General features: G+C 61.9%; 13 protein-coding genes. 2 read left to right on the plus strand and 11 right to left on the minus strand.

Features of this window, described 5'->3' with window-relative positions:
• Window positions 1-13 precede the first annotated feature (13 nt).
• The 5 genes from EN853_RS07690 to EN853_RS07710 all read right to left on the minus strand — a co-directional run bounded on the left by EN853_RS07690 (window position 14) and on the right by EN853_RS07710 (window position 7595).
• Window positions 14-1204: a glycosyltransferase family protein gene (locus EN853_RS07690; protein WP_245516850.1), complete on the minus strand. Its 1191-nt coding sequence runs from the start codon at window positions 1202-1204 to the stop codon at window positions 14-16.
• Window positions 1201-2445 carry a glycosyltransferase gene (locus tag EN853_RS07695; protein WP_127858939.1) on the minus strand — a complete coding sequence of 415 codons (1245 nt, stop codon included), beginning with the start codon at window positions 2443-2445 and terminating at the stop codon, window positions 1201-1203. Before EN853_RS07695 ends, EN853_RS07690 begins: the two co-directional genes overlap by 4 nt.
• Window position 2446: 1 nt before the next feature.
• Window positions 2447-3661, minus strand: a complete 1215-nt coding sequence (locus EN853_RS07700) for a glycosyltransferase family protein (RefSeq protein ID WP_127858940.1) — start codon at window positions 3659-3661, stop codon at window positions 2447-2449.
• Window positions 3662-3975: 314 nt separating this feature from the next.
• On the minus strand, window positions 3976-6195 hold the full coding sequence (locus EN853_RS07705; protein ID WP_127858941.1) for a mechanosensitive ion channel family protein: 2220 nt from the start codon (window positions 6193-6195) through the stop codon (window positions 3976-3978).
• Between the two features lie 359 nt (window positions 6196-6554).
• Entirely contained in the window at window positions 6555-7595 is a 1041-nt protein-coding gene (locus tag EN853_RS07710) for an EscU/YscU/HrcU family type III secretion system export apparatus switch protein (RefSeq protein ID WP_127858942.1), read from the minus strand.
• A gap of 85 nt (window positions 7596-7680) precedes the next feature.
• On the opposite strand from EN853_RS07710, the gene EN853_RS07715 reads away from it, so the two are divergent.
• Entirely contained in the window at window positions 7681-8484 is an 804-nt protein-coding gene (locus EN853_RS07715) for a tetratricopeptide repeat protein (RefSeq protein WP_127858943.1), read from the plus strand.
• 170 nt (window positions 8485-8654) lie between these two features.
• Here EN853_RS07715 and EN853_RS07720 read toward each other — a convergent pair whose 3' ends face one another.
• The 6 genes from EN853_RS07720 to EN853_RS07750 all read right to left on the minus strand — a co-directional run bounded on the left by EN853_RS07720 (window position 8655) and on the right by EN853_RS07750 (window position 14765).
• Window positions 8655-9104 (minus strand): hypothetical protein, encoded by a 450-nt coding sequence (locus EN853_RS07720; protein ID WP_127858944.1) that lies wholly within the window; start codon window positions 9102-9104, stop codon window positions 8655-8657.
• A gap of 12 nt (window positions 9105-9116) precedes the next feature.
• Window positions 9117-10478 (minus strand): type II and III secretion system protein family protein, encoded by a 1362-nt coding sequence (locus EN853_RS07725; RefSeq protein WP_127858945.1) that lies wholly within the window; start codon window positions 10476-10478, stop codon window positions 9117-9119.
• A 48-nt stretch (window positions 10479-10526) separates the two neighbouring features.
• Window positions 10527-12689 carry a type III secretion system export apparatus subunit SctV gene (sctV, locus tag EN853_RS07730; protein ID WP_127858946.1) on the minus strand — a complete coding sequence of 721 codons (2163 nt, stop codon included), beginning with the start codon at window positions 12687-12689 and terminating at the stop codon, window positions 10527-10529.
• A gap of 331 nt (window positions 12690-13020) precedes the next feature.
• A complete protein-coding gene (locus EN853_RS07740; RefSeq protein WP_245516851.1) occupies window positions 13021-13461 on the minus strand; it encodes a hypothetical protein in 441 nt (146 codons plus the stop codon).
• Window positions 13458-14399 (minus strand): EscD/YscD/HrpQ family type III secretion system periplasmic domain-containing protein, encoded by a 942-nt coding sequence (locus EN853_RS07745; protein WP_168247745.1) that lies wholly within the window; start codon window positions 14397-14399, stop codon window positions 13458-13460. Before EN853_RS07745 ends, EN853_RS07740 begins: the two co-directional genes overlap by 4 nt.
• Window positions 14400-14582: 183 nt before the next feature.
• Window positions 14583-14765: a hypothetical protein gene (locus EN853_RS07750; protein ID WP_127858948.1), complete on the minus strand. Its 183-nt coding sequence runs from the start codon at window positions 14763-14765 to the stop codon at window positions 14583-14585.
• Window positions 14766-14989: 224 nt separating this feature from the next.
• Here EN853_RS07750 and EN853_RS07755 point away from each other — a divergent pair, with 224 nt between their 5' ends.
• Window positions 14990-15838, plus strand: a complete 849-nt coding sequence (locus EN853_RS07755; protein WP_245516852.1) for a MurR/RpiR family transcriptional regulator — start codon at window positions 14990-14992, stop codon at window positions 15836-15838.
• Window positions 15839-15850: the final 12 nt, after the last annotated feature.

Here is a 15850-nt window from a genome sequence, read left to right on the forward strand (position 1 = left end):
GGCGTGGATCGCTTTAGGATCCATCGTCAGTTTGATCATATATTTTTCCGAAACCGGGCCTCATTTTCAGGGACCATGTTCGAAACCGCTCGCGCAGGATTTGCGCCGAGTGACGCGCGCCTTCCAGATCGAGACGATGCGCGGATGGTGCCGGTCCCACAAGCGCCTGTTCGATCGCTTGCGCCAAACGTTCTGGCGTCAGGTCCTTTTCCATCAGCACCGTTGCAAGACCGAGTTCTTCGAGCATCAGGGCGCGAACCGTCTGTTCGGTTTCCGCACCGGCAGCAAATGGAACGAGCAGGGAGCGACAACCCGCGCGCAGGACATCGCAGACCGTGTTGTAGCCCGCCTGCGAGACCGACAGGCGGGCGCCGGCCAGCAGGCTGGCGAAATCCTCGCGGAACCGGAAGATGGACAGGCCTGGCGTGGCATCGCCAGCAATCGCGTCAAACTCGTCTTTCGGCAGGTTTGGGCCGGTGATCAGACACCATCTCCAACCATTGCCGGTATTGCGCGCCGCCGCGATGGTGGAGCTGACGAGGCTCTTTCCGGCAGCCCCGCCGCCAACCGACACCAGAACGTCGAAGCGCTCGGAGGCCACGGGCGATGGCGGCGCGGCAACGAGCCCTGTGTAGGTGACCTCGGCCCTGATCGCCTCAGCCAGTGGAAATGTCCTGTCGATGGTTGCGAAAGCCGGATCGCCGTGGACCATCACAAGGTCGAAATGCCTGTTGATCAGATCGACCGTTTCCTCGTTTCGGCCCGGCTTGACGCGCTCCTGAAGGATATCGCGGACGGACGTCGCCAGCATCGGTCTGGGCGACGTCGCTTCGATGGCCTCGATCAGCGGCAAGAGTTCGAAACGCATCTGCCGGCGTCCAAACGGAAACGCCTCGATAATGACGATTTCAGGCCTGCAATCCCGGAATGCCTGCAGCAGCATCTCCGAACGCCGTTTCCTGAAATCATCGTCGATGGGTTTGCCCTGCAGGTCGACAAGTCCGGAAAATCCTTCATCACCGGAGGTGACGGGCGGCAAGGTTACAGATCTTAACCCCGGTCCCGGAAACCCCGCGATCGGCGCTCCGCCGGTCACGACGGTTACGTCAAACCCGTCATCGACCAGAGCCGCTGCGATGCGGCTGGAGCGCGCGAGATGGCCGATACCGAGCAGGTGCTGGACGTAGAGGAAGACGCGCGTCAATCGGCGACCCGCCACTCGCGCTCGAACAGTTCCTTGAGCTGCCCAATGCTTGCCAAATGATCGAAATTGCCGCGCACGCGCCACTCTGCGGCGTCGCCGAGACGGCCGCGCAGCACGGGATCGCGGATCAGGCGCTCCAGCGCCTGTGCCAGGGCAGTCGGGTTTTCCGTCGGAACCAGCAGCCCGGTTTCATCCGGCGATAAAAGCTCCGGCACGCCAGAAATATCGGTCGACACGCAGGCAAGCCGCTGGCTGGCCGCCTCCACCAGAACATTCGGCAGACCGTCCCGGTCGCCATTTGCGGTGATCCTGCAGGCTAGGGCGAAGATGTCGGCGCGGCGGTAGTGTTCAAGCACCTCCTGCTGCGCAAGCGCGCCTTTCCAGGAGACGCGCCCATCCAGTCCGAGCTTGTGCGCCAGCGCCTTGAGCCGTTCCAGTTCCTCGCCGCCGCCGATATGCTCGAAACGCCACGCCAAATCGCTAGGCAAGAGCGCAAGGGCCTTCAACAAGGTATCGTAACCTTTCTTTTCGACGGCGCGCCCGACACTCAGAACGATAACTGGTTTGTCCGGCGCCGAGCCGTCGTGCTGGTTTCGCGCCTCGCCGAAACTGCCGAAGCGATCAAGGTCGAGCCCATGATAGCTCAGATGCACGGACGAGCTGCCGTTAGCGAGTTCCTTCAGACGGTCGAAGCCGGTTTTCGTGCAGGTGACCGTCCAGCGCGCCGAGGACAGCTTGTCAGCCAGATCCCAGTCGGCCGAAGTCCAGATGTCCTTGGCATGGGCAGAGCAGCTCCAGGGCAGGCTGCGAAGCTGGCTGACATAGCGCGTCACCGATGCCGGCGTGTGCGCGAAATGTGCGTGCAGCCATCCCGCGCCTTCCGGCCACTCGGCCGCCAGCACGAGCGCTTGCCCGAAGCGGCGCACGCGATTGCGCGTAAAGTCGCGGGGGAGATCGGCCGCGAGCGATCCGAGCGCGCGCCAGAAGCCCGGCCGCAGCAGATAAGCAAACAGCGAGCGGATCACGCGCAGCGGCTCGTCATGCAGATATTCCGGCAGATAATGGACCGGCGCTTTGATCTCGTCATGCACGGGGTGGCGTTTTGCGTCGGTCGGCCGCCGGAGCGCGACGAGTATCAAGTCGAACCCCGCACGCTCCAGACCGAGCAGTTCCTGCGCGATGAAGGTTTCAGACAGCCGCGGATAGCCCTTCAGAACCACGACGATCTTGCGATGTTGCAACTCAGTTCATTCCTTCAATGACCGACAGGTGATGGCCGGCCCGCCGGTCGAGCAGTTCCGCGACGATTTCGGAAATATGGGGCAGCCCCTCCAGCGTCAGATGCGGGTTGCTCTGTGATGGGCGGGGCCGGTCCGGCAGCACCGCCAGTGCATCGGCAAACCGCTGGGAATCCTTGGCTTCTTCCGGCAAAAGCATCTCGATGAGGCCGAGTTCGGCTGCGCGCCGAGCGCGGATCAGCTGTTCCTCGCGGGGCTCGACGCGCGGCACGATCAGCGCCGGCTTATCGAAAGACAGGATCTCGCAATAGGTGTTGTAGCCGCCCATCGCCACCACCGCCTTGGCGCCGGCGATTAGGTCTTCCATGCGGTTGTCGAACTCGATCATCTTGATGTAGGGGATCTTGGCCCCCTTCTTGAGCAGCTTGTTGCGCTTGCGCGCCGGCATGTAAGGCCCAAGCACGATCAGCGCCCTGTGCTGCAATTGTGGATCCTGCTGATAGGCATCGATGACGTCGTGGATCAGTTCGGCGCCGTCTCCGCCGCCACCGGTAGTGACGAGGATATAGTCGCCCTCGGGCCGGTGGCCGGGCAACTCGTTCCGCTGCAGGCTCCGTTGCAGGAAGCCGACGAATCTCATCTTTGCCCTGACCGCCGGCGGCACATCCAAGCCGGTCAACGGATCGTAGAAATCCGGCGGACCATAGGCCCAGATCTTGTCGTAGAACAGGCCTATCTTGCGCATCACATCCTTGCGTGCCCACTCTGCCTCGAGCAGATGCGGCGCATCCATCACCTCGCGCAGGCCAAGCACGAGCGTGGTGCCCCGCGTCTTGAGGTAGGAAAGCGTGTCCTCGATCTCACCGCGCAGGCCGAGCGGTTCCTTGTCGACGATGAAGATATCCGGCCGGAAGGTCTCGGCTGTATGGCGGATGATCGACTGGCGCATCCTTAGCGTCTCATGCAGATCGATATCCTTTTCCAGCGAGGTGTATTCGCCGTTGCGCAGCTTGATGACGCTGGGGATCTTCACGAAGTCGACACGGGCACGGTAGTCGAAAGCACCGGCGATGGGAGCACCCGAAATGATAAGCACCTGAAGTCCGTGGAAATCCTCGACCAGCGAATGCGCGATCGTTCGGCAGCGCTGCAGGTGGCCGAGCCCGAACGTGTCGTGGCTGTACATAAGAATTCGAGCATCTTGTACGTGATGGGTCATTGTTGAACGTCTTTTAAAAAATCTTGCCTTGAGGACCGTGGGCGACCCCGCAGGCTTCGAAACCATCCTGGGGCTATCGACCTGTTTTGAAACATGAGGGCGCAATTTTCAATTTGTATTACCCAAGAGGCGGCACATCGCCTCACCATCCGCGCGTTCATCGGCTCCAACGCACAATGCGCCGACGCGCGAAGCGCTCGCGCCGGTCGGTGAAAACGGTACTCTTTCGTCTTAAATGGTTGAAGATAAGAGAGTATCCCCGCCACTGGCGATGCCTGGAAAGCCGCACTGTGACCGGCGGATACCACAGCTTCCTACTCCGTTGTGCTGGTTTTTTTTCTGCGCCGACTGGTGTGCGACTGCGCGACGGCCATTTTTAGCTCGGGGGTGATCGCCAACGGCGCATTCTCTGCCCCATGCTGCAGCCCCTCGACGTGGACGGTCGGAAATGGGAGTTCGATGCCCTGCTCCTTGAAGACTTGGCGGAGGCGTACATAGAATTTGCGTTTCATATTGAAGGCGCCTCCCGGTCTGGTTGTGACCTTGACCCTCAACACGATGCCGTACTCGCCGAACTCCTGCACGCCCTGCATCTTGATCGGCGAGAGCACCCAATGTTTGAATTCGGGATCTTCCGCCAGTTCGAGGCCGATCCGCTTGATCAGCCTGCGAGCGAAGTCGATATCGGTGTCGTAACCGACGGTAATGTTGAATTTGTCGGTGACCCAGTCACGGCTCTGGTTCTGGACTGCTCCGAGTTCACCGAAAGGTATTGTGAACAGCGGGCCACGATGGTGGCGCAGCTTCACCGAGCGCAGCGAAAAGCTCTCCACCGTTCCCACGTAACGGCCGGATGTAATGTATTCGCCAACACGAAACGCATCATCGAGCAGGAAAAACACGCCTGAAATGACGTCCTTGACTATGGTTTGAGCTCCAAATCCCACAGCGACGCCAACGACGCCGGCGCCGGCGATCAGCGGGCCGATCTCGATACCCATTGAGGCGAGCATCATCAGCACCGCCATCACGACGATCACGGCGAGCAGAATGTTCTGGATGATCGGCAGGAGCGTGCGCAACCGTGCCTGTTGGGGATCGAGGATCGGGACCTCCTCGTCGTCGGTCACTGCGTGCGGCGTTTCGATGCCCAGCTTTCGTTCGATCAGAGCTTTGATGATCGACCAGCCGAAATCGGCTGCGAGCGCAATGACCATGACATTGATCAAGCCGCGCAATACGAGCGTGGTCGTCGTATCGCTGTCGCGCATGGACTGCATGTCCAGGCCCCAGACACGCGCGAGAAGATAAGCCGCCGTCAGGATCAAGATCATCCGGACTGCGCGATCGATGACAGCGATCGTCACCGCCGGGATCGTAGGCCGGCCAGCTTCTTCCGAACCCGGCCGCAGGACGAAATTGACCCCGCGCTGCGTCAGCACGACGGTCAAAGGCAGGAAGAATGCGGCGAAGGTAAACCAGAACAATATGTTGAGGCCGGCGATGCGCAGCAGGAACAGAGCGACGAAATAGGCAGTCAACAGCCATGTCGCTCCCGTGTGGCCGGTTTGGTGCGCGCCGTCTCGCTGTGTTCTTGGTCGACGCCAAACGGCAAGCAGCAAGAGCAACAGCAGTACGAAATCGGCACCCGTTGACAGGACCAGCATTCCGTCCGGATCGATGCCGAGACCCGGCAGGAGGGTAAACGCCGCGGCGAAGAAGGCGAAGACGCCGACGATCCGGGGTAGCCAATAAAACCAATGGTCAGCCGTTTCGTTGGTGATCGGCAGAGCACGAACCTCGACGGCGTTCTCGACTTTCATGAAGGAAGGGACGAGCATGGCTGCAAGGTACATGCGCGCACCCGCTGTAACGACTGCAGCCATCAGAAATGTCAGCACGATCTCGCGGATAAGCATTGGCCAGTCGAACAACATGAACGCGCCGGCGCTGCCCAGCGCGAACGAGACGATCAGCAGGCTGGAATAAAGCGTGCGACCACCAATCTTCTTGGCTCGCCCGATGGGCGTATCCTTCGGCTGCCCGATGATCCAGAGACGAAACGGACGGGTGAGCCTGTACGTTGCCCAGGTCAGCGCCACGCCGGCAGCGATGAACATCGCGATCAGCATGAATACGCCGGCAGAGCCCTTGCTGGACATGTCGTCCATGGTCTCTGTCCGAACGCGCGCGAACTGACCTTGCAGCAAAGGCAGAGTCCGCACGATTCTTTCGATATGATGCTTGATCCGATCGAGCGTCGAGGATGCCATCGTATTCATCTGGCCCGGCTTGGCCACGGCGTCGGACGATGCGCCGGCCGGCGAAGCTCCTGCCGGGGCAGGCGCTCCCGTTGACCCGGCGTCCTTGTTTCGCTGTTCGGCCACCCAGGCCTTCACTGACGGATCGTCGAGCAGCTCGAACAGCTGTTTGACCCTGTCAGGCGGGACGGTCGCCGGCGCCTGCGCCTGTGCCGGACCAGCCAACAAGAGGGCAATCCCGAATACGAGCGGCCTGGCAATCAGGATAAACATCGCAGTCAGATCTCCGAGACGTCGCGCCGGGCGCGCCAGATTCCTGGCTCCCGATCGTCGAATCATGAGTGGCATCGTGCTCTAACCTTCCGGCCAATCGGCAACGACATCGATGTCCGTCGTTGCTTCTACCTTGAAGAAACCGATGTTGTGGTGCAAGACGTCATCGTTTCAAGCTAAACCGCTGAGCCGTAAGCTTGCGGTGTTGGCGCGGTTGCCCACACCAAGCCTGGCATGAAGCGGCTGCTGCGCGCCCCGCCAGCACCTAGGCCCTGGGGAGCTTACCGACATCTTCAAGCGCAGCAGCTTGCTGGATCACTTGCGTGAGATCTGCGGCGTTCTAGCGGGCAATCTCGGCCTCAAGTGAGGCCATGGCGGACGAGATGGCGAACGACCGGCGAAAACATGTGCTGGCCGATATGGGATCCGGTATTCGCACCCTCGAAGAGCGCCTCGGCGACGGCGCCATCCTCGACTACGGGAATGCCGGCCTGGCGGGCTTGGGCCATTATGTCGTTGGCGACGCGCCCCTGGCCCTTGCCGACGATCACCGGTACCGGCGTTTCGCCCTTGACGTAGCGCAACGCCACGGCCAGGTCGCCGGATACGAAGACGATGACCGCGTTTTTCACGCCCAGCTTCGCGGATTGCAACACCACCTCGCGCCGCTGCCGCTGCTGTTCATGTCGGATCAACGGATCGCCTTCGAGATCCTTCTGCTCGCGTTTGTATTCGGTTGTCGTCATGCGCATGTCGCGCAGGAACAGCCAACGTTGAACCGGAACATCGATCACGCCGATGACGACGAAGGCCAGGCCGGCGGCGATTCCGAGAGGCGTCAGGACCGCCTTGATCATCGGGCCCAGGCACGAGGGACCGCAACCCGGTGCGTCGAAAAGCGGCTGCAGCCATGTGATCAGCACGAACACGAACAGGCACGCCAGCAGCACCAGCTTGATCACGCCTTTGACGAATTCGATGACGTTGCGGAGCGACAGGATCTTCTGCAGGCCCTTGGCCGGGTTAATGTTGTCGAGTTGCGGCTTGAGCGGCTCGAACGAGAAGACTGGCCCGAACGTCCCCAGCATGCCAAAGGCGGCGGTCAGAACGACAACGATCCCAACCAGCGGCAGCGTGGCAAGCATCAGCAGCGAGAAGAAACTACGGATGGCGCGCAGGCTGACATCCCCAAACGAGCCGTCAGGCTCTGTTACGGTCTGCAAGAGTTCGGAATGGCGTTTGAAGAGCGTCGGCCAGAAAAAATAGAGATAGCCGAGCGCTCCAAGGAAGGTGAAGCCGGAGGTGAGGTCGCGGCTCTGCGGAACCTTGCCTTTGCGGCGGGCGTCGCGAAGCTTCTTGTCGGAAGCCGGTAGTTTCTTTTCCTCAGCTTCTTCGGCCATGTTGCAATCTTACCGCACTGGCGTGGTTCCAGTCCGTCGATGGTCTGTGTAAGGTGAGCGCGGGCTTGAATACGGAGAGGTGGATATGCGGTCGCATGTCGTATTCTTGCCTGTCGTCATCACGTTGGCGCTGTCCGGTTGCCAGACGAGCAAAACCGGCTCGGTCAGCGCGAAGGACCAACCCCCGGCCTCGCAGTCGGATCGACTGATCAAGCTTGCCGACGATATCGATGCGCGCGGGGAAAGTGATACCGCGATAGCGCTCTACCAGCGTGCTGCAGCGATGCCGGACGCCAAGCCGAGCACGCTCGTCAAGGCGGGCGACGCCTATATGCGGGCGGGATATCCGGCCGATGCCGCCAAAGCCTACCAGGCCGCGCTCGCAAAAGCCCCCGACGACGGCCCAGCGATGCTCGGGCTTGGCTCGGCGATGATAGAGGCCGGCGATTTCGAAGCCGGCATGCGCGCGCTCGCACAGGCAGCACCTTTGGTCAATAGCAGCGCCGCTTACAACCGATTGGGCGTGGCGCAGACGTTTGCCGGCCAGACTGCCGAAGCACAGGCGACCTTCGCCCGGGCGTTGAAACTTGCGCCCGGCGATCTGGACGTCGAGACCAACATGGCGTTGGCGGCGGCCCTCGAGGACAACTCCGCCACCGCACTGCCGCTGGTGCAGAAGGTTGCCGGAGCACCGAACGCGCAATTGCACCACAAGCGCAATATTGTGATGGTCTATGGACTTCTTGGCCAGGCCGATCAGGTCAGGGCCTCGCCGCCCATCGGTCTGACGACCAAGGAGGTGGCCACCTTGCTCGCGCGTGCCAGAACCATCCGGTCGAAGGGCAGTACGCAGGCCAAAGCCAAGGCGCTCGGCTCCATCCTCGGCTAGCGCCTGAGGTGCTCTTTTGCAAAGCCCGCCGCGCAAACTGGAACTAGAGCAATTCCCGGAAAAGTGTGTAACGGTCTTCCGTCCGGAATTGCGTAAAAACAAATAGTTAGAACGGTCCGGCGATTCTATGAATCGCTGAAACGCTCTAAACGAGCGATGATAGCGCCGGCTCACTCGACTGGAAGCGTCGTTTGCGGCGCTACCGGCGCGCTGTTGGCGCCGCCGATCGGGGCCTCCTCGCCATCGAGATAACGACGGGCCGCGCGCGCCGTCGGCGCCGCGGCCGCCGGCCCCATGCGGCGGCCCTCGACGAGGTCACGCTGGCTTTCGGCCATGCGCTGAAGATTGTAGGCATTGGCGCAGCCCGCCGGCAGATGGGAGCCGACGCCGGAGACGATAGTGAGGTCGGTCCTGGCGGCGGGGTTGTCGTCGTCGGCCGGTTCGGCCAGACATGCATTGGGAGCTAGGATCGAGCCGTTGACGCCCTTCTCGGAGCCGCCGGATTCGGTCGAGACATAGCTGTAGCCGGGCGAATACTCCTGCCGCTGCTGCGGGCTGTTCACACAACCGGCAAGAAACAGCGCGGGAAGCACGAAGCAGAAAGCGGTGCGCAATGTCATGGTCGTTTCCCGCTATTTGATGATCAGACCGGTCGCCGACGCGTCCTTGGCGTGCTTGCGATTGAGCCGCTTGGCAGCCGGGCGATCGAGTGGAGTTGCGAGACTGTCCCGCACCGGCGCCACCAGATACGGCGTGATCAGGATGACGAGTTCGGTCTCTTCGTGCTGGAAGCGCTGCGATTGAAAGAGCGGGCCAAGCACGGGCACATCGCCGAGCACTGGAAATTTCTCCAGGTTGCGCGAGGTCCGTTGCTGGAAAAGGCCCGCGATCGCAAAGGTCTGGCCGCTCGCCACTTCCACCGTCGTGTCCGCTCTTCGGACCACGAAGCTCGGCATGGCAAAGCCGTTGGCGGTTACGGCGCCGGCATCCGACAGAGAGCTGACTTCTGGCTGGACATGGAGCGCGATGCGATTGCGGCCGATGAGCGTCGGGGTGAAACCGAGAGATACGCCGAAAGGCTTGTATTGAACGGTTGTGACGTCGGATCCCTGCGCGATAGGCACCGGAATTTCCCCGCCGGCGAGGAAGTTCGCCGTCTGTCCGGTCACAGCGGTCAGGTTCGGCTCGGCCAGTATCTTGACGACGCCATTGCGTTGCAGGGCTTCGATGAGGACGTCGAAATTGAGGCCGTGCGCCTGGTCGAGACTCAGACCAAAATTCCCGTCGCCGCCTGAAGGCACGCCATTGTCCTGGAACATGTTGAATTCGAAACCGCCGCTCTTGTATCCGACGGACCAGTCGACGCCATAAGACTGCAACTCCGTGCGCGAGACCTCGGCGAAGCGGACCCGAATGTTGACCTGCTGCGAACCCTGCACGGTCATGTTGTTCAACGGCGGCTGTTCCGGCGGCGAGAATGTGCGTGCGACATTGTCCAGATCCTTTGCTTCATCGACGCCTCGTGCCTCACCCGTGATGACGATGCGGGTTCCGAAAATGTGGAGATTTGTCGCCGAATTCGGCTGCATCGCATGTTTGGCTTCGGAGGCAGGCGTGACATCGGGTGTGACGCGGAATTGAGCCGTCGCCTCGATCCGCTCGTCGGCGGTGACCGCAATGAGATTGGTCAGGCCGGGTTTGAGGCCGAAGACATAGACCATGCTTGGCGATACGACCTGGAGGTCTGCGATCGTGGTGTCGGCGACCAGGACGGATTCGACCGGCTCATTGAACCGCAGCAATCGGCCTTGCCCGACCGGCAGGTCGAGCGTTGGCTTGCTCGGCAGGGGCGATGCGTTCTGCGCCGTTGCATCGGCAATCGTGAACAACAAGGCCAGCAAAACGCCAACCGTCGCGATAGCGAGCCAGCGCATGTCCGTCCGCCAGGCGGAAGCGGCGGATCGAACGCCTGCTGCGGTATCGTGGATTGTCATGCTGTTCCTCTCCTGATTCCCCGGATGTCCCCATTCGTCCGGCTGCCGTCATGAGGCTGCCTCCTGCGCGGCTTTCGTCTGAGCCGACGGCAGCGCCTGGGCGCGTGCGCCGGCTCTTGCGCTGCGGCCGGTGATCGTGGCCAGCGGCTGGACGTTGAATTCCTGCGCAAGTTCCTGGAAGGACAGGACAGGAAGCTCGATCGCATTGTGCGTGAGCAGGCTACGCATGTGACGGCGCACATCCATTGCGGTAAGGACGACCGGCGAGACGTCGCTGGAGTTGTGCGCCAGTGCCCGCTCGACTTCGCTGACCAAGGCCTGCGCATCATCATCTGAAAGGTTCAGGAATGTCCCGGTCGATGTGCTTTGCACAGCGTTGCGCAGAACATCCTCGGCCGACCGCTGCAGCACATAGGCCGCGATGATGTTGTTGCGGCCGGCGGAACGGAAGCTGATCTGGCGCTTCAGGGATGTGCGGACATATTCCGTCAGCAGGACGACGTCCTGTTCGCGTTGGCCCCATTCGATCAACGATTCGAGGATAAGGCGCAGATTGCGGATCGGCACGTTTTCACCGACAAGGCGGCGAAACACTTCCGCGATCTTCTGCAGTGGCACGATCTCCTGAGCCTGCCTGACCAGATCCGCATAGTCCGTCTCCATGTCCGACAGCAGCCTGCGTGTCTCCTGGATGCCGACGAAATGCCCGGCATAGAGGCGAAGCGCATTTCCGGTCCACTTCGCGGCCGTTTCCGCGGGCGTGGAAAATGCGAAGCCGGCTTCTTGCAGCGCCGGGACGTGGCGGTCATCGACCCATACGAACTTGCGCTGGCCGGCGATCGAAGCAGCTTTTTCGTAAGTCACCTCCAGCAGATCGAGGTGCGTCAGGTCGGCTTCGACGAGAAAGCGGGCGGCCGGAATTTCAGCGTCCAGGATGGGCGCGCCTTCCAGGTCAATGCGGATGCTTCGTGGTGACAGCATCTCGTCGGTCTGCAAGCCGATGGCCGGAACGTCGACGCCGAGATCGCTGAAGAGTTCGCGGCGAACGCCGTCAGCGAGCGCGCTGAATTCGGGCTCCGGAATCGCGTCCGCCAGTTCGGAGCCGAGGCGTACGACCACGCGATATGTGGCAGGCAGCGTTCCCGTGGAAATTGCCGAAAGCGAGGCGGAACTGCCCCGCTGTTCCTCCATCGCGATCTGGCCGATGTCCTGGGGTTCGGAGTCCTGCGCATTGCGGCGATTGACGGCGTAGGCGCCCGCGCCGAAGCAGGCGCCAAGGACCAGGAACACGATGGAAGGAAAGCCTGGCACCATGGCAAGGCCGACCATGATCACGGCTGCGAGGGCAAGCGCGCGCGAGTCGCGCAGAAGCTGGCTTGTTATCTGCCGGCCAAGGTCGCCGGTTCCGTCCGCGCTGCCGACGCGCGTCACCATCGTGCCGGCGGCGACTGCGACGAGCAGTGCCGGTATCTGCGCCACCAGCCCGTCGCCCACGGTGAGCAGCGAGTAGGTCGCTGCCGCATCGCCCAGCGACATGTCGTGCTGCAGCGTACCGACGGCGAAGCCGCCGATAAGGTTGACCAAGATGATCACGATCCCGGCGATGACGTCGCCCTTGACGAACTTCATGGCGCCGTCCATCGCGCCGAACAGCTGGCTCTCGCGCTCCAGCTGCTGGCGCAGGCGGCGTGCTTCCCCCTGATCGATATCGCCGTTGCGCAGCTCGGCATCGATACTCATCTGCTTGCCCGGCAGCGCATCGAGCGTGAAGCGCGCGGCCACCTCGGCGACGCGTTCCGCTCCTCGCGCAACCACGATGAACTGCGCGACGGTGATGATCAGAAAGATGACGAGGCCGACCGCAATGCTGCCGCCAACGACGAAGGTGCCGAAGGCGGTAATGATCTCGCCGGCGTCGGCCTGCAGCAGGATCAGCCGCGTGGTCGTGATCGTGATCGCCAGCCGGAACAAGGTGGCGATGAGGATGACCGACGGCAGCGACGAGAACTGCAGCGGATGAGAAACGTAGAACGAAGCCAGCAGGATGAGCACGCTGATGGCGATATTCGCGGTGATGAGAATGTCGACGAGAAACGTCGGCAACGGGATGAGCATCATCACCACGGCGACGAGCATCAGCACCGCAATGACCAGATCGCTGCGGCGCGACAACCTGGCAAGGAATTGCAGAAGCCGCTCCGATACGGTCATGGTCGTTCAACGCCTCGTTGCGACAGGAAGCGCAGCAAGGCGCTGTGAGCCTCCGTTTTTCGCCCGGCCACGAGCAGGGCGCGGCTCTTCAGCAACGCAAGCGCCGGGTGGGCCATTCCTTCCAAGGTCTCCAGCCTGGCAATCGTGGCCAGCGCCTTTTCCGCTTCGCCATCAAGTATGAGCAGGTGCGCTAATGTCCTCAGGAGACCGGCATTTTCCGGCGCCAGCTGTGCGGCGATGAGCAGGTACGTCGCACCCCGCTTGGCCTGCCCATGACATCCGTAGAGATAGCCCAGGACATGCAGCAGATGGACCGTGTCATGCGGGTCGGTCAGATTTCGATTCCTTCCTGCATGCGCCCGAGCAGATCGCGATGACGCTCGATTTCACCCTCGATCAGTGCTCTGGCGAGCGTCTTGAGTTGCTCGCCGCCCTCGAGCTCAGGGACCAGGTTCGTTATGAAATGCTGGAGAATGGGCACGGAGCGACGCAGGATGGCTGGCTCCGGAATTGCGGGCATGACGAAGTTGATCAGGATGTCATCCAGCGATTCGCCCGCCGCATCTCGTGAGGCCTGGAACTCCGCCGTCTCAGGCCTCTCTGCGGCAGCGGCCGCTTTCGTCCCCTGGGCGCGCTTTGCGGCCTGGTCGACACCATTCATCCGTCGCCGGCTGATGGTTTGGTTGCGCACGCCTTCCGCCTGATGGACGTCACGGCCGGCAGTGTCCATCCTTGCCGAATCGAGGCGCGGCCCTTCGAGCCGGCGGTTCACGGATATTTCAGCGCGACCGTAGCGCCGCCCTTGGTCAGCAGAAGTTCCGTCTCGCCAATGTGCTTGATGGTCCAGCCGTCATCCGTGAACGCACCTTCGTGATAGCGCGCACCGTTGGCTGCGATGACATAAGGCCGATCGCCATACCAGATCGCCTGCAGCGTCAGCCGCGGCGCCTGCGGCGCGTTGCCGATCATGACGTTGGACACCAGGGGGACACGAGTGCCAAACGCTTCGTCGAACCAGGATTGCGTTTCCGTCCAGACGCCACTCTTGTCACTCGGGATCATACCCGAAACCACCAGGCGGCCGGGCGATCGCTGGACCGTCACCGTGTTTATGCCGGACTGATCGAGACGCAATTTGAGCTGGCTTTCCGCTTCGGCGGCGGTTTGAATTTGCGCGGGCGATGAATCGTCCAGCACGTCCTGGCCCCGCTCGCCGGCAAAAGCCACTTTGACCTGGCCGTCCTGGGAGGAAAATGTCTGCGCGCGAATGTCGGGCTTGGCGAGAGAGAACCCGTTGGCGGCGACGGAAACAGCGAAAACGGCAAAGACAACGCTGCCCGCAACCAGCACCGGTCGGTTGCCGATCGACCACCGGTTCGGGGGGCGTTCCGGATTGACCAGCCGGATACGGGCATCGCCGATGCCTAGGATGATCGGCAACCTGCAGCGGCTGCCCTGTCCTTGACGGATGATCTCGCCCGTGGCGAGCGCGACATCGCCGCCGACGGCTTCGACTTCAAACTGGCTGCCCTTGCGCCGCAGCCTTGCGTGGATCGGAGCGATGCCGGCATCTCTCAGGACAACGTCTGATTCGGTGCTGGAGCCGATCGTGTACAGGGGCTCGACCAGACTGAGTTCGGCACCGGCATGAAACCCTTCGGTTACGCTCAGCGCAACTGATTGCGCCGTTGCCGGCGATAGGGCGAGCATCGACCGGAGCCGCCGCGCGGGCGCGGCATCCAGATATCTGCCGATAGGACTAGCGGTCATGCCACTTCATCTCCCCGCCGATGAGGATTTCAAATGCAGCCGGACGATGGCGTTCGATAATTTCCGCCGTGCAAGTACGCCGCCGATTGCTCGCGGCGGCGCATGGGTTCGAGCATCTCTGCGTCAAGCCTTCTCAGCCGACTCGCCGAGCGTCTTGGCGGTGCTCATCAGCATGTCATGCTGGGATTTCGCCATCTCTTTGGTGATCTCCAGGCTGAACATGCGCTCCTGCTGCTTGATCATCTTGTCCAGGTTCTGTTCCGGCGACCCTGCAGAGCCGGACGTAACGGGAGGGGTGGCAGCCATCATTGTCTCCTTGAAGGGCTATTCAGGTAGCAAGCCCGGACCCAGGCCTGCGGCCCGAGACTTTGCTATAACAACTTAGGGCAGGACGATCGGAAATGAAAGTCCACTTGGAATATTTGAGGCTTGTGTGTTCCAACTGTTGCGTTTCGGGCGTTCACGGAGTAGCCTGACCAACGGGGTTGGATGGGGTAACGGGAATGGAAAAAGGTCCTTTGGCGGAGCTGTTGGTCGAACGGTTTGAGAACATGCCGCCGCAACTGCGGGTGGCGGCGCGTTTCGTGCTGGATCATCCCGAGGACGTGGCGCTGATGTCGATGCGCGAGCAGGCGCAGCAGGCCGGCGTTTCGCACAGCACGATGATGCGGCTGGCGCGGTGGCTCGGCCTCGAAGGCTATGAGGACATGCGCAGCCTTTATGCGCGCGCGCTGCGTGAGACGATAGCCGGAGAACCCGCCCGACAGAGTGTCGAACGGGATGGCGATTCGGGATATTCGACGGCCGGCGTCGTTGCGGACTCTCTTGCTGCCCAGATTTCAAGTCTTGGCGAGTACGGCAACGCCATGCAGTTCATCGCCGCCGCCGAGCTGCTTGCGGGAGCGCGCAATCTATTCGGTCTCGGCTCAGGCTCAGCCTATGCGATTGCGAGCCATTTCGTTCACATCATGTCGTTTGCGGCTGGCGCTGAGCGCAAGGTGATGCTTGTCGGCGAGATTGCCGGACAGGGTCTCAATGCGCTTCAGCACGCAGGGCGCGGCGACGTGCTCCTTGCTGTGGGCATGTCGCCCTATGAACGCATGACGATGGAGGTGGCGCGCCAGTCGGCCCGGCAGGGGGTCAGCGTGGTGGCGATCACCGACAGCAGCGTGTCGCCGCTGACCCGGATCGCGCGGGAAGCAATCATCGTCACCTCAAACTCGCAATCGTTCTTCCGAAGCATGGCGCCGGCGTTCGCCGCCGTCGAAATCCTGGCTGCGCTGACGGCGGCGCGGTCCGAAACGGATGCCGCGGAACGAATGAAGCAGTCGGAAGAGCAGCTTGCTGCCTTCGGCATTTATTGGAAGCCGCCTCGATAACACGCAAGGGTT

The sequence above is a fragment of the Mesorhizobium sp. M1C.F.Ca.ET.210.01.1.1 genome (assembly GCF_004791585.1).
Classification (GTDB): Bacteria; Pseudomonadota; Alphaproteobacteria; order Rhizobiales; family Rhizobiaceae; genus Mesorhizobium.

Coding starts and splice junctions, on each gene's coding strand:
- EN853_RS07715 (WP_127858943.1), top strand. CDS start 7,681: ATGCGGTCGCATGTCGTATTCTTGCCTGTCGTCATCACGTTGGCGCTG.
- EN853_RS07720 (WP_127858944.1), bottom strand. CDS start 9,104: ATGACATTGCGCACCGCTTTCTGCTTCGTGCTTCCCGCGCTGTTTCTT.
- sctV (WP_127858946.1), bottom strand. CDS start 12,689: ATGACCGTATCGGAGCGGCTTCTGCAATTCCTTGCCAGGTTGTCGCGC.
- EN853_RS07710 (WP_127858942.1), bottom strand. CDS start 7,595: ATGGCCGAAGAAGCTGAGGAAAAGAAACTACCGGCTTCCGACAAGAAG.
- EN853_RS07745 (WP_168247745.1), bottom strand. CDS start 14,399: ATGCTCGCCCTATCGCCGGCAACGGCGCAATCAGTTGCGCTGAGCGTA.
- EN853_RS07750 (WP_127858948.1), bottom strand. CDS start 14,765: ATGGCTGCCACCCCTCCCGTTACGTCCGGCTCTGCAGGGTCGCCGGAA.
- EN853_RS07700 (WP_127858940.1), bottom strand. CDS start 3,661: ATGACCCATCACGTACAAGATGCTCGAATTCTTATGTACAGCCACGAC.
- EN853_RS07705 (WP_127858941.1), bottom strand. CDS start 6,195: ATGTTTATCCTGATTGCCAGGCCGCTCGTATTCGGGATTGCCCTCTTG.
- EN853_RS07725 (WP_127858945.1), bottom strand. CDS start 10,478: ATGACAATCCACGATACCGCAGCAGGCGTTCGATCCGCCGCTTCCGCC.